This window comes from Oleisolibacter albus (assembly GCF_003336875.1).
Lineage (GTDB): Bacteria > Pseudomonadota > Alphaproteobacteria > Azospirillales > Azospirillaceae > Niveispirillum > Niveispirillum album.
Genome location: NZ_QGNJ01000015.1, coordinates 25,531 through 49,390, shown reverse-complemented (window position 1 = coordinate 49,390; position 23,860 = coordinate 25,531). Strand labels below are relative to the sequence as shown.

The following is a 23,860-nucleotide window of genomic DNA, read 5'->3' as shown; positions in this document are numbered from 1 at the left end:
ATGAGCGAGCGCGGTGACGACAGCCAGAAGACCGAAGAACCGACCCAACGAAAACTCGACGAGGCCCGTAAGCGCGGCGATGTTCCCATCAGCCGCGATGTGGGCTCCATGCTTGTGGTGCTGGCCGGCGTCATCCTGGCCGGCGGTGTCGGGCCGTCGGTGGGACGGGCCTTGATGGACGGGTTCCTGCCGCTGGTCGAGAACCCCGCCGACATCGTGCTGGCCAGCCCGGCCGATGCGTTCAACGTCATCGCCTATGTGGCCGGCGGTGCCGGCCTGGCCCTGATCCCCGGTGTCGTCATCCTGCTGGCTGCCGGCGTGCTGGGAGCCCTGGGGCAGGGCAGCATCGTGGTCTCGTCCGAGCGCATCCGGCCGAAGCTGGAACGGCTGTCGCCGATGGCCGGCTTCAACCGGCTGGTGTCGCTGCGCAATCTGGTGGAGTTCCTCAAGGGGCTGGCCAAGGTCACCACCATCGGTGTGGCCTTCTTCCTGGTGGTGCGGCCGGAAATCAAGCGCGCCGAGGCCATGTCGCTGGTGGATGCCGCGGCCCTGCCGGGGTTGCTGTCCGATGTGACGCTGCGTCTGCTGTTGGCGGTGCTGGTGGCCAGCCTGCTGATCGCCGTGCTGGATCTGGTCTGGCAGCAGCTCTCCTGGCTGCGTCAGCAGCGCATGAGCATGCAGGAACTGAAGGACGAATTCCGGCAGGCCGAAGGCGACCCGCATCTCAAGGCCAAGATCAAGCAGCTGCGCCGCGACCGCGCCCGCAACCGCATGTTCGCCGAACTGCCCTCGGCCACCGTGGTCATCACCAACCCCACCCACTATGCCGTTGCCCTGCGCTACGACCTCAGCAAGGCCCCGGCCCCGGTCTGCGTGGCCAAGGGGCAGGATCTGGTGGCGCTGCGCATCCGCGAGGTGGCGCAGAAGCATGAGGTGCCGGTGGTGGAAAACCCGCCGCTGGCCCGCGCCCTGCACAAGGCCGTGGAGATCGGCGAAGAGGTCGAGCCGGAGCATTACGTGGCCGTGGCCGAGCTGATCAGCTACGTCATGAGCCTGAAGGCCAAGACCACCGTGGCCTGAGGCCGGGGATGTCCCTGCCGGCCGGGCCGCCGCACCCCCTGCGTGCGAAGGCCTGATGTCTGGTTCCCATGCGCCGGTGGGGGCCGCGATTCTCGACGCTTTCTGCACGCCGATGGGAGGGCCAAGCGCAGGGTTCTGCTGTCCCGTGCCGCTCGCGCCTCCTGCGCGTGGCCGGTGGCGACGGCCGACGATCCCCTCGGACCTTCTCGGCCTCCTGCACCCGCTGATCGACCCGTGCGGCGGGCTGGTATCTCTGTGCCGGCAAAGGTCCCACGGGAAAAGGGCCGCTCCATGGCGGCCCTTGTGGGGTGTGGGAGAACCCGTCCGTGTGGGTGGCACCAGTCTCAGCGTGCCGGCAGGCTGGCCGTCTGGGTCTTGGGCTTCTGGGGTGGCCGGTCGGCCGGGAGGACCCGGCGCTCGGCCATGGTCCGGGTCAGGGCGTTGACCTTGACCGGGTCCATCTCGGCCAGGATGGGGGCGGACCGGCGTTCCTGCATCAGATCCATCAGGTCCACCAGGATCAGCGGGTCGGCCTCGTTCAGCAGCCGCGCCGCATCCTTGGGCTTCATGTTCTCATAGATGGTGACCAGACGCTGCAGATCGGCCTTGGCCATGCTGCTGCGGCGGTCCAGCAGGGCCGAGACCTCGCGGCCGGCCTGCTCCAGCCGGGCCAGCTGCTCCCTGGCCTTCTGCTCGGCGGCCGACAGCATCTGCGCCCGCATGTCCAGTTCGGTCTGGCGCTCGGCCAGGGCCTTGCGCTCGGCGGCCAGCATATCGGCCAGGGCCGGGTCGCAGGACCCGGCGGCGGCCACCGGTTTGGCGGGAGCCTTACCACCCCCGGCCGACGGGGGGGCGGGCAGGGTTGCGGAGGCCGGGGCCGGAAGGGCGCCGGCCGGCGGATCGGCCAGCAGGTCCGTGACTCCGGGCAGCACCTCGTTGGCCGCGACCTGGGTCGGACGCGCATCGTCGCCGAAGGGTGAACTGACGCCGATGGCATAGAAGGGCGCGGCGACGGCCGAGGCTGCGATCACCAGCGGCAGCAGCCGCGGCTGCTTCAGCAGTCCGCCTTTGAAGGGGAAGTCAAAGCGCACGGATGGTCTCCCGGAACAGGCGCAGGGCGGCACGCTCGGCATCACCGGCGGGTGTCTTCGAGGGTTTCTGACGCTGGGCCGACCGGCCCGGTCCCACCGGTACGCGCTCGGGCGCGGTCAAGGGCGGCCTGTCGGCCGTCATCGCCGGCGCAGCCGCGGGAAGGGGTGCCTCGCCGGTCTGCACGGCCATCGCTGTGGGGGCGGCGGGCGGCTCCAGCCCTTCAGCCAGGCGGGCCAGGGCGGCATTGGCCAGGGCACAGGTGCGGTCGATCTCCGCTTTCAGCTGTTCCGCCTCTTCCAGCGAACGGCCGAGATCGCCCGAGATGGTCTGGGCGGCGGCACGCAGAGCCATGATCGAGCGTTCGGCCCCGTCCACCGAATCCGAACAGGCCCGCAGCACGGTGCGCAGCTCCGACTGGGCGCCGCGCATGACCGACAGCCGCTCGTTCAGGCGCGCCAGATAGAACAGCGTGCCCAGGAACAGCATGGTCAGCGTCAGGCTGACCAGCGGCGACAGCATCTCAACGCTGAAGAAGGCCATGGATCACCTCGTCCTGTCCGCCCAGATCGGTATCGATGCGGATGGCGATACGGCCGTTGCGCTGGCCCATCTCGCCCTGGAACATCGGCACATGACCGCAGGTCAGGGTGGCCGGCGCGTCCGGCCGCACTTCCAGCGTCAGCTGGGTGCCCGGCTTCCAGTTCAGGATGTCGGCCAGATTGACCGTCGCCTGGGCCATGACGGCGGACAGATCGACATTGGTGCGGCGCAGCTCGCTCTTCAGGTGGGATTCCCACATGCTGTCGCGGCCGAACTTCTCGCCCATGAACTGCTGCAGCAGCACATTGCGCACCGGCTCCAGCGCGGCATAGGGGATCAGCAGGCTGACGCTGCCGGTCCGTCCGTCCAGCTGTGCCTGGAAGGTCACGGCGACGGCCGCGTTGTTGGCGCGGGCGATGGCGGCGAACTGCGGATTGGTCTCGATCCGTTCCGGCACGAAATGCACGTTGGTCAGCGGGGCGAACGCGGCCCCCAGATCGCGCAAGGCCATCTTGATGACGCGCTCGGCCAGCGCCCGCTCGATCACCGTATAGGGCCGGCCGTCGATGGGCGCCGGCTCGCTGCGGCGTCCGCCCAGCAGGATGTCGACGATGGAATAGATCAGCTCGCTGTCCACGGTCAGCAGCAGGTTGCTGTCCCATTCCTCGGCCTTGACCACCGTGATCAGCGAGGGCAGGGGGATGCCGGACAGGAAATCACCGAAGCGCACGGCATCCGGCACCGCCGCCGTCACCTCGACATTGCCGGAGGTCAGGTTACGGAAGCTGGAGCTGAGCAGCCGCACCAGCCGGTCGAAGATCACGTCCAGCATGGGCAGCCGGTCGTAATTCACGAAGCTGGAATTGACGATCTGGTCGATGACGCTGCGCGTCGGTGCGCCGACCACGTCGTCCACCTGCAACAGCCGGTCGATCTCGGTCTGGCTCAACGTCTTATCCGCTTCCGCGGCCAGCATGCTGCCCCAGGCCGCCTCGTCGTCCAGCAGGCCATCCATCGCGGAGTCGTCAACGATATTCGGATCGCTCATGGACCATCCCCTCTTGCAGGCCGCTATTGCAGGATCAGGGTACGCAGCAGGACGCCGTCCACCGGGGTCGGCTCGGCCAGCAGGCGGACACGGCGCAGCAGCTCGGCCCGCAGCGTGTCGAGGCCGATGCGGCCTTCCAGATCATGTTCATCCAGCGTGCGCACATACTCCTGCACACTGTCCAGCAGCACCGGTTCCAGGCCGGCCAGCCGCTGGTGATGCTCCGGCGGGACCGTCAGCGTCACGCCGATCTTCATCAGCTTGGCCGACGCGGTGGACCGCAGGTTGACCGTCAGTTCCGGCAGCACCACGAAACGGTTGGCCGCCGCCAGCTCCGGGGTCACGTCGGGCGTGGCGTGGAAGCCGCCGGTCAGCAGGCCGACCAGCAGGCCGGCCAGGCCGCTGCCGATGGCGACACCGGCCATGATGAGCAATTGCCGCCGGTTGTTCTTCTTCTCGGGCGGAGAAGGCAAGCGTTGCTCAAGACGATCAAATGTACTGTCAGTCATCGCCGATCCTGCCGCAGACCATCTCCGGAAAATCCGAAGTATTTTCGGTGTGTTTCCTGGGCTGCTGCCTCGCCGTTTTTTACGCTCGTTAAAAGTGGCTCGGCTAAGGTGCGCTTCGGTCACGGGCCGAACATAGCCGGGGCCGGTTTCCAGAAACGTTAAAGATCCGAGGCACCAGGGTGGCGAACCTCCTCCAGAACCTGATGGCGCTTGGCCCGCGGCGGCTGGCGCTTCTCGGCGTCACCGCGGCGGCGGTGCTGCTGGCCATGGGTCTGCTGGCCTATACCGTGTCGCGGCCGACCATGGGCGTGCTCTATGCCGGCCTCGATGATGCGGAGGCCGGCCGAATCCTGGGGCAGCTTCAGACCATGGGCGTGCCGCACGAGGTCAGCGGCGATGGCGGGGCCATCCGGGTGCCGGCCAAGCAGATCGCCCGTATCCGCATGCAGCTGGCCCAGCAGGGCCTGCCCAGTGCCAGCGGCGTCGGTTATGAACTGTTCGACAGCCAGGGCGCGCTCGGCCTGACCTCCTTCATGCAGCATATGAACCGGCTGCGGGCCATGGAGGGCGAGCTGGCGCGGACGATCCAGACGCTGAACGGCGTGAAGTCGGCCCGGGTCCATCTGTCGTTGCCCGATGGCGAGACCTTCCGCCCCAATGCGGCGCCGCCAAGCGCCTCGGTGGTGGTGCGGACCGTCGGAGCCGGGCTGGAGCGCAGCCAGGCCATGGCCGTCCGACATCTGGTGGCGGCCGCCGTCCCGGGTCTGCGTCCCGGTGCGGTGACCGTGATGGATGCCGCCGGCGTGGTCCTGGCCGCCGATGGTGGCGCCACCGACGGCATGGCCCTGCTGCGGGCCGAGGAGCTGCGCACGGCCACGGAGCAGCGGCTGGCCCGCGCCATCGAAGAGATCCTGGTGCCGAAGTTCGGTCCCGGCAATGTCCGCGTCCGTGTCGCCGCCCAGATCGATCTGGGGCGTGAGACCTTGCGTGAGCAGACCTTCGATCCCAACGGCCGCGTCGAGCGCTCGGTGCAGAGTGTGGAGGAGCGGGAAAACTCGTCCGACCGCACCAGCGAGCAGCCGACCACGGTCGAGCAGAACCTGCCGCTGGAGAACGTGAATTCGGCGTCGGCCACCGGGTCGCGCAGCGATACGGCGCGCAACGAGGAAACCACCAACTACGAAATCAGCTCCCGTGTCCGCGAGCGCACCCAGGATGCCGGCGAGATCCGCCGGCTGGCCGTGGCCGTGGTGGTCAACGGAGTCTATGCGTCGGCCGCCAATGGCGCCAGCGAGTACCGCCCCCGCAGCGAGGCTGAGCTGAAGCAGGTGGAGAATGTGGTGCGCACGGCCATCGGCTTCGACGAGACACGCGGCGATCAGGTCACGGTGGAGAACCTCCAGTTCCTGCCGGAGCCGGAGGTGCCCGCGGCGGCGGTTGCCGACACTGGCGACGGCCTGCTGCGCGGCGTCCTGCCCTGGGTGGTGGCCGGGATCGCGGCTCTGCTGCTGGCGGTGATGGCGGTGCGGCCGCTGCTGAACCGGATGATGCCGGTCCCGGCGACCGCCGGCGCTGCCGAGCTGGCTGCCGCCGCGCCGCAGCTGACCGCGGACACGCCACCGGTCGTCGGCCAGATCGGGCATGCCCCGGCGCCGGGAACGGCCGTTGCGCCTGCGCCCGGCACGGCCATGGCCGAAGCCGGCGACGAGGACGCCTCCGGCCGCAATCTGGAGGAGGAGATGGACCAGCTCATCGACCTGCGGTCGGTGGAGGGCGGGGTCAGCGCCGCGGCGCTGCGCCGGCTGGCCAACATGGTGGACACGCACCCCGAGGACAGCGTCAACGTGCTGCGGGGCTGGATCTATGAGGGGACCTCGTGACGATGCGCCCGTTCCTGTTCAACACCCATTTCCCCGAGGACATGCCACCGCAGGCCAAGTCCCGCCCCGATCCCGTGATGACCGGCGGCTTCACCGAGGAGGATCTGGAGGCCGTCCGTGACCGGGCCTTCAAGCAGGGCATGGAGCTGGGCGAGCGCGACGGCTTCGATCGTGGTCAGCAGGCGGCCCGGCAGTCCGCCGATGCCCAGCACGCCCAGGCGCTGGCCGCCGTCGAGGCGGCCCTGCGCAGCACCCTGGCCGACTTGGCCGGCTTCCAGCAGCGACTGGAGCGCGACAGCGTCCGTGTCGTCACGGCCCTGGTGGCCAAGCTGGCGCCGCCGCTGCTGGACGCCGTGGCCGATGCCGAGCTGGACGGGCTGGTGCTGGAAACCCTGCGGGCCGCCGTGGGCCAGCCGGTGCTGGAGATTCGGGTCGCCCCCGCCGCCGCCGAGCGGCTACGGGCCGAGATCGACGGCATGGCGGCCACCGCCGGCTTCCGTGGCAGCGTCAGCGTGAAAGGCGATGCCAGCCTGCCGGCGGGAGCGGCCGCCGCCGACTGGAGCACCGGCGGGGCCGAGCACAATCCGCGCCTGCTCGAACGCCAGCTTGGCGACGCCGTCGCCATTGCCATCAGCCGGCTGACCGTGCGCAGCCGCGACGCCCGCTGACCCCATCCCATCCCGAGACCTGCCGAGACCAGAAGGACACCACCCCATGCCGACGACCCAGCAGGCGAATTTCCCCCAGGCCGACACCATGACCGCTCCCCCCGCCGAGGAGGCGGCCGCCCAGGATCGGGACGATCTGAAGGCCATCTTCAATGTGCCGGTCAACGTGCAGGTGGTGCTGGGCCGCACTACCATGCCGGTCAGCCAGCTTCTCAAGCTGGGGCGCGGCGCCGTGGTCGAGCTGAACCGCAAGGTCGGAGAGGCTGTGGATGTCTATGTCAACGACCGGCTGATTGCCCGCGGCGAGGTCGTCATCGTCGACGAAGGCAATCTCGGTGTCACCATGACCGAGATCGTCAAGAGCGAGCTGGGCCTCATCTGAGGTCCGGCGCCCCCGTGCGGAAGGCCCGTTCAGAAGGACGGAGTGCGGTCACTGTGCTGTCTCGATCCCTCGTCGCCAAGGCTCTGCTGTTCGCCCTGCCGGCCCTGCTGCTGGCCGGACCGGCCCTGGCCCAGTCCGTCACCCTGGATGCCGGAGCAGGCGGAGCCTCCTTCTCCGGCCGTCTGGTCCAGATCATGGCCCTGGTCACGGTGCTGTCGGTGGCGCCGGGCCTGCTGGTCATGGTGACCAGCTTCACCCGCGTTGTCGTGGTGCTGTCGCTGCTGCGCTCGGCGCTGGGGCTGCAGCAGACGCCGCCCAACATGGTGCTGGTGGGTCTCGGCCTGCTGCTGACCGCCTATATCATGGGGCCGACCCTCGACCGGGCCTGGAGCGAGGGGGTGCAGCCGCTGGTGGATGGCCAGATCACCGAGGAACAGGCCTTCGAGCGCACGGTGGAGCCGTTCCGTGCCTTTATGAAGGCCCATGTCCGGCCCAAGGATCTGGCGGTGTTCCAATCCCTGTCCACCCTGGTCGGGCCGGCGCCGGACCCGGGCCAGCAGGCAGCCCCCGCCGCCCCCGCCGTGACGGCCGGCGGCGAGCCGGGCCTGCGCACGCTGGTGGCCGCCTTCGTGATTTCCGAACTGCGGCGCGCCTTCGAGATCGGCTTCCTGCTGTTCCTGCCCTTCCTGGTGGTGGACATGATCGTGGCCGCGGTGCTGATGGCCATGGGCATGATGATGCTGCCGCCGGTGGTGATCTCGCTGCCCTTCAAGATCATCTTCTTCGTGCTGGTGGATGGCTGGCTGCTGGTGGCCCAGAGTCTGGTGCGCAGCTATGGAGGCGGCGGTTGACCGGTTCCGCTCCGCCTTCCGCCCCGCCGGCCCGGCCGCTGGCCCGCGCCGCCGCCCTGCATTACACGCGGGGCGATGACGCTCTGCCGCGCATCGTCGCTTCCGGCCGCGGTGCGGTGGCCGAACGCATCGTGGCACTGGCCTTCGCCCATGGCATCCCGGTGCGCGAGGATTCCGACCTGGCGACCCTGCTGGCCGCCGTCGAGCCGGGCAGCGAGATCCCGGTCGAGGCCATCATGGCCGTCGCCGAAGTGCTGAGCCACCTGTACCGCCTGAACCACTGGCTGGGTTCGGAGGCCGCGCCGGCCGCTGCCAGCCCCGATCCCGCCTGATCCTTTCGGAGAGATCCGTCATGCTGAAAGTCCGTACCGACCATAAGAGCCTCAACGGTCTGGAGAAGGCGGCCGTCATCCTGCTGTCGCTGGGCGAGGAGCGGGGCGCCCGCCTGATGGAGCGGCTGGAGGATGACGAGATCCGCGAGGTCAGCTACGCCATGGCCAGCCTGGGCACCGTCTCCGGCAAGGTGGTGGAGCGGCTGATCCGCGATTTCACCGAGCGTTTCGCCGGCACCGGCGAACTGGCCGGCACCTTCGATACCACCGAGCGCTTCCTCTCCAAGTTCCTCACCGGCGATCGGGTGCAGGAGATCATGGCGGACGTGCGGGGGCCCGCCGGCCGCACCATGTGGGAGAAGATGAGCAATGTGAACGAGCAGGTTCTGGCCACCTATCTCCGCAACGAGCACCCGCAGACCATCGCCGTGGTCCTGACCAAGGTCCGCCCGGAGCACGCGGCCAAGGTGCTGGGCCTGCTGCCGCCGAACCTGATCCAGATGGTCGTGTCCCGCATCATCAAGATGGAGGCGGTGCCGCGCGATGTGCTGGAGGATGTGGAGAAGACCCTGCGCAGCGAATTCATGGCCAATTATGTGCGCACGCTGGGCCACGACAGCCACGCCATCATGGCCGAGATCCTCAACCGCACCGACAAGGGTCTGTTCGACCAGATCATGGAGCCGCTGGAGCGGCGCCTGCCCGAGAGTGCGCAGCGCATCAAGCAGCTGATGTTCACCTTCGAGGATCTGGCCAGCCTCGATCCCCAGGCCATCCAGATCATCATCCGCAACTGCGACAGCGACCAGCTGGCCTATGCCCTCAAGGGTCTGGAGGAGACCCTGCAGGACCGGTTCCTGGCCAACATGTCCGAACGCGCCCGCAATCTGGTGCGCGAGGAGATGGAGATGCTGGGTGCCGTCCGTGCCCGCGACGTGGAGGAGGCGCGTCTGGGCATCCTGCGCGTGGCCAAGCAGCTGGCCGACGACGGGACCATTACCATCACCCGCAACGGCGATGCCGCCGCCATGCTGGTCTACTAACCGCCACTCTGGAGGCAGAAGACGATGGTCGCCGATACGCGCGGTGGTCCGGGCGCCGTAGGCGGCGTGGTGCAGGCAGGGGCGGCGGCGCCGGCGGGGGCTGCCGGTTCCCCGCAGCCCAAACCGATGCTGTCGCCGACCCAGGCGACCATCCTGTCCCGTCCGGCCGAGCTGCCGCAGTCCGGCACCGCCATCGTGTCCGGGATGCTGGGGAGCGTGCTGCCGGGTGGCGAGGTTCCTCTGACCACCACCTTCGGTACGGTCCTGCTGAAGCCGGTTCCCGGTGCCTGGCCATCGGAGCTGGAGGCCGGCAACACGGTTACGGTCACGCTCGGGCCGGGGAACCGTGTCGGCAATGTCCAGACAGCCGTGAGTGTGGTGGAGCGGACCACCGTTGCGCCGTCCCCCGCCCGTGCGCTGGGCGGCGCCGAGGCGGCGCTGCGCGGCTTTCTGGCCGCGGCCGGCACGGAGCCGGCCGTGCAGGTGCCGCTTCGGCCACCGGTGGCGACCGGCCAGATGAGCCTGTCCTCGGCCCAGCCATCCACAGCCACGGCGGTACAGGCCTCGACCGCCAGCCCGCAGCTGGTGGCGACGACGGGGGCCATGCAGCCACGCGTCGGGGTCGCGCCGCTGGTCGGTGCGCCCGTGCAGGCGGACACACCCCGCCCCCTGGCGGCCCTGCAGACGGCCGCCGGCATCACCGACATCCAGAAGGGGGCCGGCACCGGGGCGCAGGATCTGCAGCAGCAAGCCGCCATCCGCAGCCGTGCCGGCGGCAGCGGCGGCGGGGTGGAGATGGCGGCGCTGCCGACGCCCGACGATGCCACACCCCCGGCCCAGGACCTCCAACTCCTGCGCCCTGATCTGCAACTGGCCCAGGTGCTGGCCCATCCCGGCATGCTGGCCCGCATGGCTGCGTTCCTGCCGCGGGCCGATCGCCTGGGGGGTGCGGCACTGCTGCTGTATCTGTTCGGCGCCCGCAATGGCGGCGCGCGTGCCTGGCTGGGCGAGGAGCAGTTGCGTCACCTGACACGCAGCGAGGCGGCGGCCCTGGCCGAGGTCGAGGAGGCCATGGTTCCGGCCCAGCGCATGACGGCGGACGGGTCGGTCTGGACCAGCGTCATGGTCCCCTTCTTCGATGGGGATGCGCCGTCGGTGCTGCTGCTGTCCAGCATGGGAGGGCTGGTGGTGCCGGTCGACCCTGATGGGGAAGGCCAGGAAACCGCGCACGATGAGACCGCAGGGGAGACGGGAACGGCCTTCATGGTGGGGCTGGATCTGCGCAGCCTGGGGCCGGTTCAGCTCCGCGGTTTGAGCATGCCGAACCGGCTGGTCCTTGATCTGGCTGTGGCCGCCATTCCGGACGCGCCGACCCAGACCGCATTCGAAAATGCGCTGGATCAAGCACTTACCGGTGTTTCCACAGGCGTCAGCCTGCGTCTGCATTGGGGCAGGGCACCCTTTTTGATGGAACTGATGCCGGGCTCGGCCCGTTCCATTCACGAGCGCAGACTATGACTTTTTAAAGCGGCTTTAACCCGGTTCGTATCAAACTTTAGGGAAATCCAGACCACATGCCGGGCCGCTGGGGCCTGGCTGACGATGGGAGAGACGGATGTCCCTGGCCGCTTCCCTTGAAACCGAACTGCACCGTCTCCTCGACATGGCGGCCGCCCTCAGCGATGAACAGGGGTTGGCCCGGCTGCACCAGATGCTGACCTGTCTGGCCGAAGGGGCCGAACTGGTGGAGTATCAGCTGGATGTGCCGGAGGGACTGGGCTACATCCCGGCCCTTCAGCGCGCCATGCTGACCCAGACCCTGCTGACGGCCGAGACCGCCGGCTGCTGCTGATCCGTCTGTTCTGACCGGACCGGTGCTTCCGGTCCGGTCAGGGCTTCAACGGTGGACCGTTGCGGACGCGATCCTCCGCCTGTTCCAGAACCGACCAGAATTCCTTGAACAGTTCCACCCGCAGGGCATAGGTCTCGTCGCGCGCCGCGGTATCCGGGTGGAACAGCCGGGCAAAGGCGGCTTTCAAGGCCGCGATTTCCTTCTGGGCGCTGGGCACATCCGTCGCCGGTGGCGCCGCGATCTGCCCCGGTGGTTCCGCATCCCGGACGAAGGCCGGGCGTCCCGCCGGTCCCGGCTGGAAATGGCCGGCGATGCTGCGGGCGACGGGCACGTCGAGGCAGACATAGCTGGCGGCCAGCGCCTGATGGTCGGGCTGCCAGCGCACCACCCGCAGCTCGGCCGGGAAACAGAAGCGCCGGCCGGCCGAAGTCAGATCGATCTGGGCGGACAGGCGTCCGCCGCGGGGCGCCGGCGCCTCGGGGGCGCGCATCAGCAGCCCGTTCTGGCTCCAGTTCACCAGGGGAAGCCGCAGATTGCCGACCAGCGCATGGCCGCTGTCCACGGGCACACGCAGCTGACGCCGCTTTTCGATGAATGGGCTGCGCACGTCCGGATTCCCCCTACCCTCGGTGCTGAAGGTAGCCCGAATTCGCTTAACCCTTGGTAAATCGGGGCGGGTGGGCGCGGCACCGGGCCGCGCCCGCCTGCGGTCTCAATCCTCGTCGTGGGAGTGGCCGGTGCCGTGGCCGCCCGTGGCCCAGGCCTCCCCGTCCGCCTGCTCGAACCAGAAGGGCTGGCGCGGCAGCGCGCGCGGGGCCACTTCGTTCATTCCGGTATCGTAAATACGGCCGTTCAGCACGGTATAACGGATGCTTGTGGTGTTGCGGATGTTCTCCAGAGGGTTGGCATCCAGCACCACCATGTCGGCCAGCTTGCCCGGTTCCAGCGAGCCGATATCGCGGTCATAGCCCAGGGCCTTTGCACCGTTCAGTGTCGCTGCCCGCAACGCCTGCAGAGGCGTGAAGCCGCCGAGGTTGAGTGTCCACATCTCCCAGTGCGAACCCAGCCCTTCGCGCTGGCCATGGGCGCCGATCTCCACGGTGACGCCGGCATCGTTCAGCTCCTTGGCCACGGCGGCGACCTTGGTGAAGTTCAGCTCCTCCTCCGGCATCATGGTGCGCCGGCGCGAGCGGGCATCCAGGATGCGGCGGGGCACATAGTTTGACAGGATCGGGTGCTCCCAGACATTCATGGTCTGGTACCAGTAATTCTCGCCGAAGCTGCCGCCATAGGCCACCACCAGGGTGGGGTTGTAGGCGGTCTGCGACGCGCCCCAGAGCTGGCGCACATCGTCATAGATGCGGGCCACGGGCAGGGAATGCTCGATGGTGGTGTGGCCGTCCACGATCATGGTCATGTTGTGTTCGAACAGCGAGCCGCCCTCCGGCACCACATTGATGCCCAGCTGACGTGCCGCCTCGATCACCTGCTGCCGCTGTTCGCGCCGGGGCTGGTTGTAGCTCTTCACGCTGTTGGCCCCGACCGCCTTCATGCGGCGGAGATGGGACAGGGCGTCGTCCAGGCTTTCGATCTTGGCCGTGATCGGGGCCGTGGCACCATAGAGGATTGTGCCGGTGGAGAAGATGCGTGGAGCGACGATGCAGCCCGCCTTGGCCAGTTCCGCCGCCGCGAAGATCTCGCTGGTGTCGTTGGATGGGTCGTGCAGGGTGGTGACGCCGAAGGCCAGCGAGGCGTAGTTCACCCAGCTCTGCTGCGGGATGATCTCGTCCGCCCCCATGGCACCGTGCCAGTGGGCATCGATGAGGCCGGGAATAATGGTCTTGCCGGACGCATCGATGCGTTTGGCGTCGGCCGGGACGGTCACGCCGTCCGCCGGTCCCACCTGCTCGATGCGGTTGCCGTTGACCAGGATGGTGCCGTTCTCGATCACCTCGTCGCCGCGCATGGTGACGATGCGGGCGCCGGTCAGGGCGATGCGGCCCTTGGGCGTGTCATAGGGCTGGCGGAAGCCGATCTCGATGCCCTGGGCCGGGGCGTCCGGCAGCTTCTCGGGCGCACCGTCGACGAAGGCGAAGCTGTCCTTGAGATCGCGCGAGAAGATCTGCGATCCCAGCGACCACCAGAGTTTCCGGCTGTCGCCGGACCAGTGGATCCATTCGCCGGCATCGCGGCTGACCCGGGCCAGGGGCAGGGACTTGGACTCGGGGCCGATCTCCACGGCCTTGCCGGTGGCGGGGAAGGGGGCGATGTAGGCGTTGAAGCGCTCGGTCCAGGCCACCCATTTCCCGTCCGGCGACACGGCGAATTCGGTGGCGACAGCGGTCACCAGATGGGTGCGCTCGTCATGATCGCCGCCCGGCCCGTCGATACGGATCGATTTCAGCGCCTGTTTCTCCGGCTGGCCCTTGTCGGCCTTTTCCCCGGTGGTGAAGAACAGCCGGTCGTTGCGGGCACCGAACTTCGGCGCGCTGCCCTCTTCCGAGACGCGCTCGGGCTTGCCGCCCTTGGTGGCGACCACAAAGATGCCGGTCTCCCGGCCCCACATGGCCGAGCGCAGATAGCCGTCGCTGATGGCACGGAAGGCCACGCGGCTGCCGTCGGGGGAGAAGCTGGGTTCGACATAGTGGCCCGGACGGTCGGTCAGCACCTTGCCGTCGCCGCCGCTGGCCGGCACCACGCGGACGGAGCCGAAATCCTTGTCGCTCCAGGTGGTGTAGACGATGGAGCGGCCGTCGCGCGACCAGGCCGGATACAGCTCGAAATGATCGGTCTGCCGGGTCAGGCGCTTCGGCGTGCCGGTGGGCAGGTCGCGGATCCAGAGCTGACCCAGCGCCTCATACACCACCTTGTCGCCCTGCGGGCTGACGCTGGCCCAGCGCAGCATTTTCACGTCGAACTCGGCCGGCGCCACCTCCACGGGGAAGCGGACGGCCTGCTCGATGCTGCGGGTCGCCTTGACGTGGAAGGGGATGTCGCTGACGGCCTTGCTGGCCACGTCGATGCGGCGGATATGGCCCCCGGCCCAGAAGACGATGGACTTGTTGTCCGGGGTCCAGGCCATGGAGGGGTAGACGCCATGGACGGCCCAGGTCTCCTGCATGTCGCGGTCCAGCCCGTCGAACAGCGGCGTCTCGCGCCCGGATTCCAGATCCAGCACATAGAGAACGGTCTTGGCACGGACGCGGCGGATGAAGGCCAGGGACTTGCCGTCCGGCGACGGGGTCGGGCGGATGGAGCCGCCGGGGCCAGTGACGAAGGGTTCCAGTTCCCCCGTCTCCCGGTCCAGCCGCTGGATGGCATAGATCTGGGTGTTGGGGTCCTTGCTGTACTCGAACACCTCCCCCGGCGTGGTGTCGTCGCTGAAATAGACATAGCGCCCGTCGGGGGAGAAGGCGGGCTCGCCCGAATCCTTCTGTTCGGTACGGCGCTTGGTCAGCTGCAGCCCGTCGCCGCCGCTGCGGTGGTAGAGCCACATCTCGCCGGCGCCCAGCGAGCGGGTGGAGGTGAAATGCTTGCGGGCGACGATATAGTCGCTGTCCGGCGACCAGGCCGGCTGGTTCAGCAGGCGGAAGCTCTCCTTGGTCACCTGACGCGGGTTGCCGCCGTCGCGGTCCATGATCCAGATGTTGTCGCCGCCGCCGCGGTCGCTGGTGAAGGCGATCCAGCGGCCGTTGGGGGAATAGCGGGGCTGCATGTCCCACTCCATCCCGGTCGTCAGCGCCTTGGCCTCGCCACCACCCACCGGCACCGTGTAGAGGTCGCCCAGCAGGTCGAAGATGATCTCCTTGCCGTCGGGGCTGATGTCGAGCGACATCCAGGTGCCGCTGCTGACGTCGATCGGGACCTCCGTCTTCGGGCCGGGCGGGGTGGCGACGTTCCATTTGGGCGTGTCCGCCGGTTTGCCGGCATCCTCGGCGGCAGAGGCCGGGGTCGGCTGGGCCAGAGTCGGCAGGGTCAGGGCAAGGGCGGTCAGGACCGCAAGCTGCAAAACCTTCATGAAGCTCTCCCGGAGGCGTCTGTAGCGCCATTGACTGGGGCCAACCTAGCCCGTCGGCGCCGCCGGTTGCAGCAAAAACCAGCAGCGGTAACCGATCGGGGGGCCGTCCACGCTCCGTCCGCCTTTTTTCCGCTGCATGCCCACGCCGGGCATGGCAGAAAACGCCCCGGTCATGGAGGGAAGGATGCAGGGATCGACACAGGGATGGAGCCGGCTGCCGGCGGTGGTGGCGCTGGATGGGGACGACACCCTCTGGCACAACGAGACGGCGTTCGCCGCCTCCCACGACCGGTTCCGCGACCTGCTGGGGCGGCATGTGGACCTGCCGGCGGCGGAGGTCGATGCCCTGCTGCTGGCGACGGAGCGGCGGAACCTCTCGGCCTACGGCTATGGCGTCAAGGGCTTCACCCTGTCCATGGTGGAAACGGCCATCGCTGTGACGGGCGGCCGCATTCCCGCCGCGGAGATCCAAGAGATCCTGGATCTGGGCCGGGCCATGCTGGCGCATCCGGTGGAACTGCTGGACGGGGTGCGGGAAGCGGTGGACCGGCTGCGCGCCGCCGGACTGCCGCTCTGGATCATCACCAAGGGCGACCTGTTCGACCAGGAGAGCAAGATCGCCCGGTCCGGTCTGGCCGACCTGTTCCAGCATGTCGAGATCGTGTCGGAAAAGGACCCCGACACCTATGGCCGGCTGCTGGAGCGCAACGGCATACCACCGCGCGATTTCCTGATGGCCGGCAATTCCCTGCGCTCCGACGTGCTGCCGGTGCTGGCCCTGGGTGGCCGTGCCGTGCATGTGCCCTATGCCCTGACCTGGGCCCACGAGGTGGTGGACGAAGCCCCGACCGACGGTTTCGCCACCCTGGACTCACTGCGGGACCTGCCCGACCTGCTGGGGCTGTGACACCGGCGGCAGGCACCCCAGCCCGGCCAGGGTCGTCCGCACCGCCTGGTCCAGAGGCGTATGCGGCTCCGTCCCCAGGAAAGCGGTCAGACGGCGGTTGTCCACCTGCACCGGCACGGACCAGAGATAGCGCATCTCCACCAATTCGCGGCACAGCGGGACCACCGGGCTGATCAGGCGCAGCAGGGTCCAGGGCAGGCGGCGCAACGGCACGTCGGGCCTGCCGCCCTCGCATGCGACGACGCGGCGGATGGCCTGGATCATCGCCAGACCGTCCGGGTCCCAATGGCCGCCGAAATGGAAGCGGGCAAAGCCGTCCAGTCGTGCGTCCTGCTGCAGCAACCGGACCATGGTCTCGGCCAGATCCGGCAGATAGGCCCATTGGTGGCCGATGCCGGCCTGGCCGGGCATGGTGATGGCGTTGACGGGACGCCCCGGCTTCACCAGCCCCTGGGAGAACCAGCTGTTGCCGGCCGTGGGGCCGAAGAAATCGCCGGCCCGCACGATCAGAACGCGCAGGCCCCGCCCGGCCGCCTGTTCCAGCCGGCGTTCCATCGCGACCCTGATCATCCCCTTGCGTGTCAGCGGAGCTTGCCGCGCGTCTTCGGCGATGAGGGGAAAACTGTCAGGACCGTAATTATAGACCGTCCCTGGCAGCAGCAGGCGGGCGCCAGCGGCACGGGCGGCGGCGATGCTGTTGTCAAGCATGGGCAGCACAAGCCGGTCCCAGTGGCGATAGGCCGGGGGGTTGACGGCATGGACCAGCAGCGAGACGCCGTCCGCGGCCTGCCGCACATCTTCGGCCTGCATCGCATCGCCCTGGACCCAGAGGGCGCCGCCGGTGTCGCCCCGCCGTCCGGACTGTACCGCGGCATGGCGGTGCATGGCTCTCACCGTCCAGCCATCGGCCAGCAGCCGCGTGGTCACCGCGCTGCCGATTCCGCCCGTGGCGCCCAGCACCAGGGCTGTCCGCTTTCCTGTCATCAGATCCTCCGGTTTCCGTATCAGTCTTGTGTCTGCGGAACCATGGACCGGAGGCTGTATAAATAGAATTCGCTAAAGATCTTGATGTGCTATACGAAAATCAATGAAGCTGTCTGAACCCGACTGGGACCTTTACCGCACCTTCCTGGCCGTGCTGCGCGGGGGATCGCTCTCGGCCGCGGCGCGGTCGCTGGGCCTCACCCAGCCCACGGTGGGGCGGCAGGTGGAAGCGCTGGAGGCGTCCCTCGGCGCTCCACTGTTCCTGCGCTCCCCTCTTGGCCTGACGCCCACCGCACTGGCCGAGGCGCTGCGCCCCCAGGCTGAGGCCATGGCCGCAACGGCGGAGGCCCTGCTGCGCATGGCCTCGGGACAGGGGCAGGGGGTGCGCGGCACGGTGCGGCTGACAGCCAGCGAGGTGGTCGGAGTCGAGGTGCTGCCACCGATCCTGGCCGGCCTGCGTGTCCGCCATCCGGCGCTGGAGATCGAACTGGTGCTGTCCAATGCCGTGGATGACCTGCTGCGGCAGCAGGCGGATATTGCCGTGCGCATGGTGGAACCGCGCCAGGAGGCCTTGCTGGTGCGCAGGCTGGGCGAGATCCCGGTCGGCCTCTATGCCCATCAAACCTATCTTATGCGCTGCGGCGTGCCGCAGCAGCCGGAGGATCTGGCCGACCATACGGTCATCGGATTCGACCGGGAGACGCCAGCCATCCGGGCCATGCGGGAAAGACTGCCGGCCGTGGCACAGCTGCGATATGCGCTTCGTGCCGACAGCGACGTGGCGCAACTGGCCGCCATTCGGGCCGGATTCGGCATCGGCTTCTGCCAGGTTCCTCTCGCCCGGCGCACGCCCGACTTGGTGCGCGTGCTGCCCGCTTATGTTGAATTGCGGCTCGGTACCTGGATCGTCATGCATTCGGACCTGCGCAGCGCCCCGCGCTGCCGCGCTGTCTTCGATGGTCTGGTCGACGGCCTCCGCAGTCATGTGGAGCGCTGAACCGGTCTGGATCGAAGCCGGGCGGAGGGGGCAGGGTGGTCCCGACAGGCAGTGCCGATGAGGGCCGGCTTCCCTGTCTTGTCACGCCGGTGGTCGCGCCATGGTCCGTTCGCACGGCTGCGGCATGCGCCGCCAATCCCGCAGGAAGTCCAGGAAGGCGGCCAGCGGCGGCGGTGGCTGCCGGCGGCTGGGATAATAGAGCAGGGGACCGGGGAAGGACGGCAGCCAGTCATCCAGAACGGGAACCAGTGATCCGCGGGCGATCGCATCCCCTGCATAGCCGTCGAAGGTGACCAGGAAACCCAGCCCGTCCAGCGCCGCCCGCAGCTGCACGCGGATGTCGAGCACCTTCAGCGGCCCGCGCGGCATGATACGGACCCGCTCCGTCCCCCGCTCGAACTCCCAGGGGAATTCCTGGCCGCTGGGAAAGCGCCCGCTGATGGTCGGAACCTCCAGCAGATCCCGCGGATGGCGGGGGACGCGGCTGCGGGCCAGCAGGTCCGGGGACGCCACCAGCACATAGCGTTGGGGCGGCCCCAGCGGCACCGCGATCATGTCCTGCGCCAGATGTTCCTCGTAGCGGATGCCGGCATCGAAGCCGGCGGCGACGATGTCCACGAAGCTGGCATCCACCACAAGGTCCAGGGCGATGTCGGGATAACGCATGAGGAACGGGGCGATCATTGGCGCCAACACCAGATGCGCCGCCGGCGCCGGCGCAGTGATGCGCAGCCGGCCGGCCGGCTGTGCCCGCTGTCCCTGCACCGTGCGAACGGCATCGGCGATCCTGTCGAGGGCGGGGCCGAGCCGGTCCAGCAATGCCGTCCCCAGTTCCGTGGGCGCCACGCTGCGTGTCGTGCGGTTCAGCAGTCGCACACCCAACGCCTGTTCCAGGTCCCGCAGCCGCTGGCTGAGGCTGGAGGTGGAAATACCCAGTTCCTGCGCCGCGCGCCGGAAGTTGCGATGCCGTGCCAGCACCGCGAAGGCCTGGAGGTCGCGCAGATCCGGTTCGTCCATTGTTCATTTTTCCGAACAGCCCATGTGGGACTGTCCAGCTTATCGCATGCTTGCCGATGCGCCAGAGTGTTCCGGCACGGCAGAGGACGATCTGCCCTGGAAGCGTTGTCACGGAAGGACCCTGAAGCATGGAACAGCGTCGCCTGGGGGCTGCCGGCCCCACCACGGCCATGATCGGCCTCGGCTGCATGGGCATGTCCGATTTCTACGGCCCCGCCGACGAGGCGGAGAGCATCGCCACCATCCATGCCGCGCTGGAGGCGGGCATCACCCTGCTCGACACCGGCGATTTTTATGGCATGGGCCATAACGAGATGCTGATCCGGCAGGCCCTGGCAGGCCGTGACCGCGACCGTGTGCTGATCAGCGTCAAGTTCGGCGCCCTGCGTGATCCGGCCATGGGCTGGAACGGCTATGACAGCCGGCCGGTGGCGCTGAAGAACTTCCTGACCTACAGCCTGCGCCGGCTGGGGGTGGACCATATCGACATCTACCGGCCCTCCCGTCTCGACCCCGCTGTGCCGATCGAGGAGACGGTGGGGGTCCTGGCCGATCTGGTGCAGGCCGGCTATATCCGCCAGATCGGCCTGTCCGAGGTCGGAGCCGCCACGTTGCGCCGCGCCGCCGCCGTGCACCCCATCAGTGACCTGCAGATCGAATATTCCCTGATCTCCCGCGGGATCGAAGCGGAGATCCTGCCGGTCTGCCGCGACCTCGGCATCGGCATCACCGCCTATGGCGTGCTGTCCCGCGGCCTCATCAGCGGCCATTGGACCCCGCAGTCCGCGGCCGGCGGCCAGGACTTCCGCCGTCACAGTCCGCGCTTCCAGGGCGGCAACCTGGATGCCAATCTGGCGCTGGTGGAGCATCTGCGCACCATGGCCGCGCGGCTGGGGGCCACGCCGGCGCAACTGGCCATCGCCTGGGTGGCGGCCCAGGGCCAGGACATCGTGCCCCTGGTCGGCGCCCGCCGCCGCGACCGGCTGGCCGAGGCGCTGGGCGCCCAGGACGTGGCCCTGCCGCAAGCGGAGCTGGACGAGCTGAACCGCATCTTCGCACCGGGTGTGGCCAAGGGCGGGCGCTACAACGAGGCGCAGCTGGCCCATCTCGACAGCGAGCGGTCGGGCACGGGGCGCTGAGTCACCGGCCGGCTTACCCGGACTCCTCCGGTGCGGACAGTGCGTCGCTGACCAGGGCGGTGGCGGCCCCCCCAGGCCAGATGGGCCGCCACCATCAGCGCCACCCGTTCCCGCGGATGGCGTGTGGCCGGGGGCAGCAGCCGGGTGGCCGGGACCCAGCCCAGATAGCTGCCGGCCCAGACCGCCATGCCGTGCAGCATGCCGGTCCCGACGCCGGGACCCAGGACCCGCCGCAGAGCGGGGTACAGGGCGCCTGAAGCGGCCCCGAACCCGAAATGGGCGCCCAAAGTCAGGCCCTTGCGGAGCGGTTCCGCTTCCGGCCAGGGCAGATGGGCCCGGCGCAGCACCTGCCGCGTCAGCGGGCGCGGTGGCAGCGGTTGGCGCCGGTCCGGCGGCAGCCGGGCGTGTAGCGCCGTCATGGCCAGGGTCATGGGCAGGGTGGCGGCGAAGCCCCCAGCGGCCCCGGCCAGCAGGTCTGCGGCCCGGATCGGTCGCCCCTTGTCCGTCTTGTCCACGCAAGCCCCCTCTGCGCTGTCCGTTGGGAGGGCAACAGCGCGGCGGCCTGCCTGTTGCCGGCGTCAGCCCTGCCAGCCTCCCGCTACCAGCCGCCCGACCGCGGCCAGGATGCGGTTGCGTCCGTCATTCCCGCCCGGTGCCTCGGTCAGATAGGCGGTCACCAGCAGCGGGCCGCCGCCGGGCGGCCAGAGGATGGCCACGTCGTTGGCGGTGCCCTTGCCCTGGCCGGAGTCCCAGCTGCCCGTCTTGTCCCCGGCACGCCAGCCCGCCGGCAGTCCGGCGCGCAGCCGCTTGTCGCCGGTGCGGTTGTCGATCAGCCAGCCCACCAGCCGGGCGCGGCTGGTGGGGGACAGGCTGTCGCCCAGGGTCAGCCGTTCCAGCGTGTGCAGCATGGCCAGCGGGCTGGTGGTGTCGCGCACCTCTCCCGGTGGCACGATGTTGACCTCCGGTTCGCGCCGGTCGATACGGGTGACGCCATCGCCCAGGTCACGGAGGAAGGCGGTCAGGGCGGCGGGACCGCCGAAACTGTCCAGCATCAGGTTGGCGGCGGTGTTGTCGCTGAGGATCATGGCACCCTGGCACAGGGCCTCCATGGACAAGCCCGTGCCGGCATGGGGCGCCGTCACCGGGGAATAGTCGATCAGGTCCGCGGTGCCATAGGGCACGATCCGGTCCAGCCGTTCCTGTCCACGGTCGACACGGGACAGGACCAGGGCCGTCGCCGGCAGCTTGAAGGTGCTGCACAACGGGAACCGTTCCTCCCCGCGCCAGTCCACGGCCTCGCCACTGGACATGTCGCGCACGGCGACTCCCAGGCGGCCGCCGCTTCTGGTTTCCAGATCGGCGATAGCGGATCTTATGGCCGCCAGACGGCCGGGCCGGGCGGCCGCGGTGGCCGTGGTCCTTGTTGCGGCCCTGGATGCTGCGGCCCCCAGCAGGGTGGTGCTGCCGGCGGCAACGGCGAAGGCCAGGCTGTGCAGGATGGTGCGGCGTGTGATCATCATGGGTTCCCGGTTGCTTGATCCGCACGCTACGGGGTCTGGCCGGAGGGCGGCAAACCATGTTACGTCGGCCGAGCCATTAAGAAATCTAGGCCATGACCCGCCCTTACCTTCCGCTCAACGCGCTCCGGGCTTTCGAGGCGTCGGCCCGGCATCTCAGCTTCACCCGCGCCGCCATCGAGCTGTGCGTGACCCAGGCGGCGGTCAGCCATCAGGTCAAGGCGCTGGAGGCGCGGCTTGGGGTGCGGCTGTTCCAGCGGCTGCCGCGGGGATTGGCGCTGACCGACGAGGGGCTGACGTTGCTGCCCGGGCTGCGGGCGAGTTTCGACCGTATCGGCCATCTGCTGCAGCGCTTCGACGGCGGGCGTGTGCGCCAGGTGCTGGCGGTCGGCGTGGTCGGCACCTTCGCCGCCGGCTGGCTGCTGCCGCGGTTGGCGGCGTTCGAGGAGGAGCATCCCTTCGTCGATCTGCGGCTGTCCACCAACAACAACCGGGTCGATCTGGCGGCGGAGGGGCTGGATTGCGCCATCCGCTTCGGCGACGGCGCCTGGCATGGCACGGAAGCGGTGCCGCTGCTGGAGGCGCCGCTGGCACCGCTCTGCACGCCGGCCTTGGCCGCCCGTCTGCGAACGCCGCAGGATCTGGCGGGGGAGCGGCTGTTGCGCTCCTACCGTGCCGACGAGTGGCCGGGCTGGTTCGCGGCGGCGGGCTGCGATTGTCCGCCGATCCGCGGTCCGGTCTTTGATTCCTCGTGGGTCATGGTGGAGGCCGCGCTGCAGGGCCATGGCGTGGCACTGGCGCCGGTGCTGATGTTCTCCCGGCTGCTGGAACAGGGACAGCTGGTCCAGCCTTTTCCGGTCGGTGTGGGCAGCGGGCGCTACTGGCTGACCTGGCTGAAATCCCGCAATCCCGGTCCGGCGCAGCAGGCTTTCACGGACTGGCTGCTTCGGCAGGCCGGGGGCTGACAACGCGCAGGAACCATCCCCGCCGCCGGGTTGGGGGAAGGATGTGCCTCTTCCCCGCAGCCCGGTCCGACACGGGATCAGCCGGCGGCGCCGTTGACCAGGGGCCAGACTTCGAGCGTGCCGCGATAGATCATCTCCACGGCCACATAGAGGATCACCGCCAGGCCGACATAGGCAATCCAATGGTAACGCTGCAACAGGCGGGCGATGAAGCTGGCGGCCAGACCCATCAGCGCGATGGACAGGCCCAGGCCGATGACCAGCACGGCCGGATGCTCGCGTGCGGCACCGGCCACGGCCAGCACATTGTCCAGCGACATGGAGACGTCGGCGATGACGATCTGCCACGCGGCCTGGGCGAAGCTCTTGCGCCGCGCATGGCCGGCCACGCTGCCGTCGGCATTGAGATCCTGGTTCTCGATGGCCTCGACCGCCTCCAGCTCCTCCTCGCGGGAGGTGCGCAGCTCGCGCCACATCTTCCAGCAGACCCACAGCAGCAGGATGCCGCCGGCCAGCAGCAGGCCCACGATCTGCAACAGCTGCGTGGTGACGGCGGCGAAGGCGATGCGCAGCACCGTGGCGGCCAGGATGCCGACCAGGATGGCCTTGGCCCGCTGTTCCTTCGGAAGGCCGGCGGCGGCGAGGCCGATGACGATGGCATTGTCGCCGGCCAGCACCAGATCGATCATGACGACCTGGAGCAGGGCGGTCAGGGCTTCGGAGGTGAAAAATTCGGTCATGGGCTGTGCCTTGTATCCTGCGTTCGCCGACGCGGAGATGGCACGCCCACGCCACCCGCCACGCATCGGCACCGCCGCTGGCTTCAGGCAGGCTGGCCGGCCGCGGGAGGGTCGGACGGGAACGCGGACAGGGCCACTCCACGACTGTCCAGTCCGACATCGCAGCCCGAAAGGACTGCCAGAGGGGCCCGGCCTGGCACGCCGGCACCATCATGCAAAATCGTGCTCACGTCAAAGCGGAACATGCGGCGCGCCGGCTCGGCTCCTGCAAGGCAGGCCGGCGTTGTCCGCCACGCCCG

The 23,860-nt window shown here is 69.0% G+C and carries 24 protein-coding genes; 13 read left to right on the top strand and 11 right to left on the bottom strand.

Translation table 11 applies throughout. The annotated features are described in order from the left end of the window. On the top strand, positions 1 to 1,080 hold the full coding sequence (gene flhB / locus DK368_RS17655; RefSeq protein WP_114395296.1) for a flagellar biosynthesis protein FlhB: 1,080 nt from the start codon (positions 1 to 3) through the stop codon (positions 1,078 to 1,080). A gap of 344 nt (positions 1,081 to 1,424) precedes the next feature. Here the strand turns inward: flhB and DK368_RS17650 are convergent, their stop codons facing one another. From DK368_RS17650 to DK368_RS17635, 4 genes are read right to left on the bottom strand one after another with little or no spacing between them, the layout of a single operon-like run. Further along, positions 1,425 to 2,171, bottom strand: coding sequence for a MotE family protein (locus tag DK368_RS17650; RefSeq protein ID WP_114395295.1), 747 nt, complete (start codon positions 2,169 to 2,171; stop codon positions 1,425 to 1,427). Then, positions 2,161 to 2,712 (bottom strand): DUF6468 domain-containing protein, encoded by a 552-nt coding sequence (locus DK368_RS17645; protein ID WP_114395294.1) that lies wholly within the window; start codon positions 2,710 to 2,712, stop codon positions 2,161 to 2,163. The genes DK368_RS17650 and DK368_RS17645 overlap by 11 nt, the downstream gene beginning before the upstream one ends. Beyond that, positions 2,693 to 3,760 (bottom strand): flagellar motor switch protein FliM, encoded by a 1,068-nt coding sequence (gene fliM / locus DK368_RS17640; protein ID WP_240002551.1) that lies wholly within the window; start codon positions 3,758 to 3,760, stop codon positions 2,693 to 2,695. The genes DK368_RS17645 and fliM overlap by 20 nt, the downstream gene beginning before the upstream one ends. A 23-nt stretch (positions 3,761 to 3,783) precedes the next feature. Next, complete coding sequence (locus DK368_RS17635) at positions 3,784 to 4,233, bottom strand: flagellar basal body-associated FliL family protein (RefSeq protein WP_162306083.1); 450 nt, start codon at positions 4,231 to 4,233, stop codon at positions 3,784 to 3,786. A gap of 215 nt (positions 4,234 to 4,448) precedes the next feature. Here DK368_RS17635 and fliF point away from each other — a divergent pair, with 215 nt between their 5' ends. From fliF to DK368_RS17595, 8 genes are all read left to right on the top strand, one after another. Continuing rightward, positions 4,449 to 6,149, top strand: a complete 1,701-nt coding sequence (gene fliF / locus DK368_RS17630) for a flagellar basal-body MS-ring/collar protein FliF (protein WP_155524619.1) — start codon at positions 4,449 to 4,451, stop codon at positions 6,147 to 6,149. Then, the gene (locus DK368_RS17625) at positions 6,146 to 6,817 is read left to right on the top strand and encodes a FliH/SctL family protein (RefSeq protein ID WP_155524618.1); all 672 of its coding nucleotides are present in this window, start codon (positions 6,146 to 6,148) and stop codon (positions 6,815 to 6,817) included. Before fliF ends, DK368_RS17625 begins: the two co-directional genes overlap by 4 nt. Positions 6,818 to 6,863: 46 nt before the next feature. Continuing rightward, positions 6,864 to 7,199, top strand: a complete 336-nt coding sequence (gene fliN, locus DK368_RS17620; RefSeq protein ID WP_114395290.1) for a flagellar motor switch protein FliN — start codon at positions 6,864 to 6,866, stop codon at positions 7,197 to 7,199. Positions 7,200 to 7,255: 56 nt separating this feature from the next. Further along, positions 7,256 to 8,050: a flagellar type III secretion system pore protein FliP gene (gene fliP / locus DK368_RS17615; RefSeq protein ID WP_240002555.1), complete on the top strand. Its 795-nt coding sequence runs from the start codon at positions 7,256 to 7,258 to the stop codon at positions 8,048 to 8,050. Next, complete coding sequence (locus DK368_RS17610; protein WP_114395289.1) at positions 8,047 to 8,382, top strand: EscU/YscU/HrcU family type III secretion system export apparatus switch protein; 336 nt, start codon at positions 8,047 to 8,049, stop codon at positions 8,380 to 8,382. Before fliP ends, DK368_RS17610 begins: the two co-directional genes overlap by 4 nt. A 20-nt stretch (positions 8,383 to 8,402) precedes the next feature. Further along, a complete protein-coding gene (locus DK368_RS17605) occupies positions 8,403 to 9,425 on the top strand; it encodes a flagellar motor switch protein FliG (RefSeq protein ID WP_114395288.1) in 1,023 nt (340 codons plus the stop codon). Positions 9,426 to 9,449: 24 nt separating this feature from the next. After that, positions 9,450 to 10,943 carry a hypothetical protein gene (locus tag DK368_RS17600; protein WP_114395287.1) on the top strand — a complete coding sequence of 498 codons (1,494 nt, stop codon included), beginning with the start codon at positions 9,450 to 9,452 and terminating at the stop codon, positions 10,941 to 10,943. A gap of 97 nt (positions 10,944 to 11,040) precedes the next feature. Next, entirely contained in the window at positions 11,041 to 11,277 is a 237-nt protein-coding gene (locus tag DK368_RS17595; protein WP_114395286.1) for a hypothetical protein, read from the top strand. 37 nt (positions 11,278 to 11,314) lie between these two features. Here DK368_RS17595 and DK368_RS17590 read toward each other — a convergent pair whose 3' ends face one another. Together DK368_RS17590 and DK368_RS17585 are read right to left on the bottom strand one after the other, a co-directional pair. Beyond that, positions 11,315 to 11,884: a hypothetical protein gene (locus DK368_RS17590; protein WP_114395285.1), complete on the bottom strand. Its 570-nt coding sequence runs from the start codon at positions 11,882 to 11,884 to the stop codon at positions 11,315 to 11,317. A gap of 105 nt (positions 11,885 to 11,989) precedes the next feature. Then, positions 11,990 to 15,295 (bottom strand): amidohydrolase family protein, encoded by a 3,306-nt coding sequence (locus DK368_RS17585; RefSeq protein ID WP_114395284.1) that lies wholly within the window; start codon positions 15,293 to 15,295, stop codon positions 11,990 to 11,992. 184 nt (positions 15,296 to 15,479) lie between these two features. On the opposite strand from DK368_RS17585, the gene DK368_RS17580 reads away from it, so the two are divergent. Next, positions 15,480 to 16,202, top strand: a complete 723-nt coding sequence (locus DK368_RS17580; RefSeq protein ID WP_114395283.1) for an HAD family hydrolase — start codon at positions 15,480 to 15,482, stop codon at positions 16,200 to 16,202. On the opposite strand, the gene DK368_RS17575 is transcribed toward DK368_RS17580, so the two are convergent. Further along, a complete protein-coding gene (locus tag DK368_RS17575) occupies positions 16,167 to 17,186 on the bottom strand; it encodes an NAD-dependent epimerase/dehydratase family protein (RefSeq protein ID WP_114395282.1) in 1,020 nt (339 codons plus the stop codon). The genes DK368_RS17580 and DK368_RS17575 overlap by 36 nt on opposite strands. Before the next feature lie 103 nt (positions 17,187 to 17,289). On the opposite strand from DK368_RS17575, the gene DK368_RS17570 reads away from it, so the two are divergent. Continuing rightward, on the top strand, positions 17,290 to 18,183 hold the full coding sequence (locus DK368_RS17570) for a LysR family transcriptional regulator (protein WP_114395281.1): 894 nt from the start codon (positions 17,290 to 17,292) through the stop codon (positions 18,181 to 18,183). 81 nt (positions 18,184 to 18,264) lie between these two features. On the opposite strand, the gene DK368_RS17565 is transcribed toward DK368_RS17570, so the two are convergent. After that, a complete protein-coding gene (locus tag DK368_RS17565; protein WP_114395280.1) occupies positions 18,265 to 19,200 on the bottom strand; it encodes a LysR family transcriptional regulator in 936 nt (311 codons plus the stop codon). A gap of 128 nt (positions 19,201 to 19,328) precedes the next feature. On the opposite strand from DK368_RS17565, the gene DK368_RS17560 reads away from it, so the two are divergent. Beyond that, positions 19,329 to 20,339 carry an aldo/keto reductase gene (locus tag DK368_RS17560; protein ID WP_114395279.1) on the top strand — a complete coding sequence of 337 codons (1,011 nt, stop codon included), beginning with the start codon at positions 19,329 to 19,331 and terminating at the stop codon, positions 20,337 to 20,339. Here DK368_RS17560 and DK368_RS21760 read toward each other — a convergent pair. Beyond that, positions 20,282 to 20,854: a hypothetical protein gene (locus DK368_RS21760; RefSeq protein ID WP_193552313.1), complete on the bottom strand. Its 573-nt coding sequence runs from the start codon at positions 20,852 to 20,854 to the stop codon at positions 20,282 to 20,284. The two genes, DK368_RS17560 and DK368_RS21760, sit on opposite strands and share 58 nt — an antisense overlap. A 63-nt stretch (positions 20,855 to 20,917) precedes the next feature. Beyond that, entirely contained in the window at positions 20,918 to 21,859 is a 942-nt protein-coding gene (bla, locus tag DK368_RS17550) for a class A beta-lactamase (RefSeq protein WP_205028277.1), read from the bottom strand. A 92-nt stretch (positions 21,860 to 21,951) separates the two neighbouring features. Here bla and DK368_RS17545 point away from each other — a divergent pair, with 92 nt between their 5' ends. Further along, positions 21,952 to 22,821: a LysR family transcriptional regulator gene (locus tag DK368_RS17545; RefSeq protein ID WP_114395278.1), complete on the top strand. Its 870-nt coding sequence runs from the start codon at positions 21,952 to 21,954 to the stop codon at positions 22,819 to 22,821. A gap of 77 nt (positions 22,822 to 22,898) precedes the next feature. Here the strand turns inward: DK368_RS17545 and DK368_RS17540 are convergent, their stop codons facing one another. Beyond that, the gene (locus tag DK368_RS17540; protein WP_114395277.1) at positions 22,899 to 23,561 is read right to left on the bottom strand and encodes a TerC family protein; all 663 of its coding nucleotides are present in this window, start codon (positions 23,559 to 23,561) and stop codon (positions 22,899 to 22,901) included. Between the last annotated feature and the right edge of the window lie 299 nt (positions 23,562 to 23,860).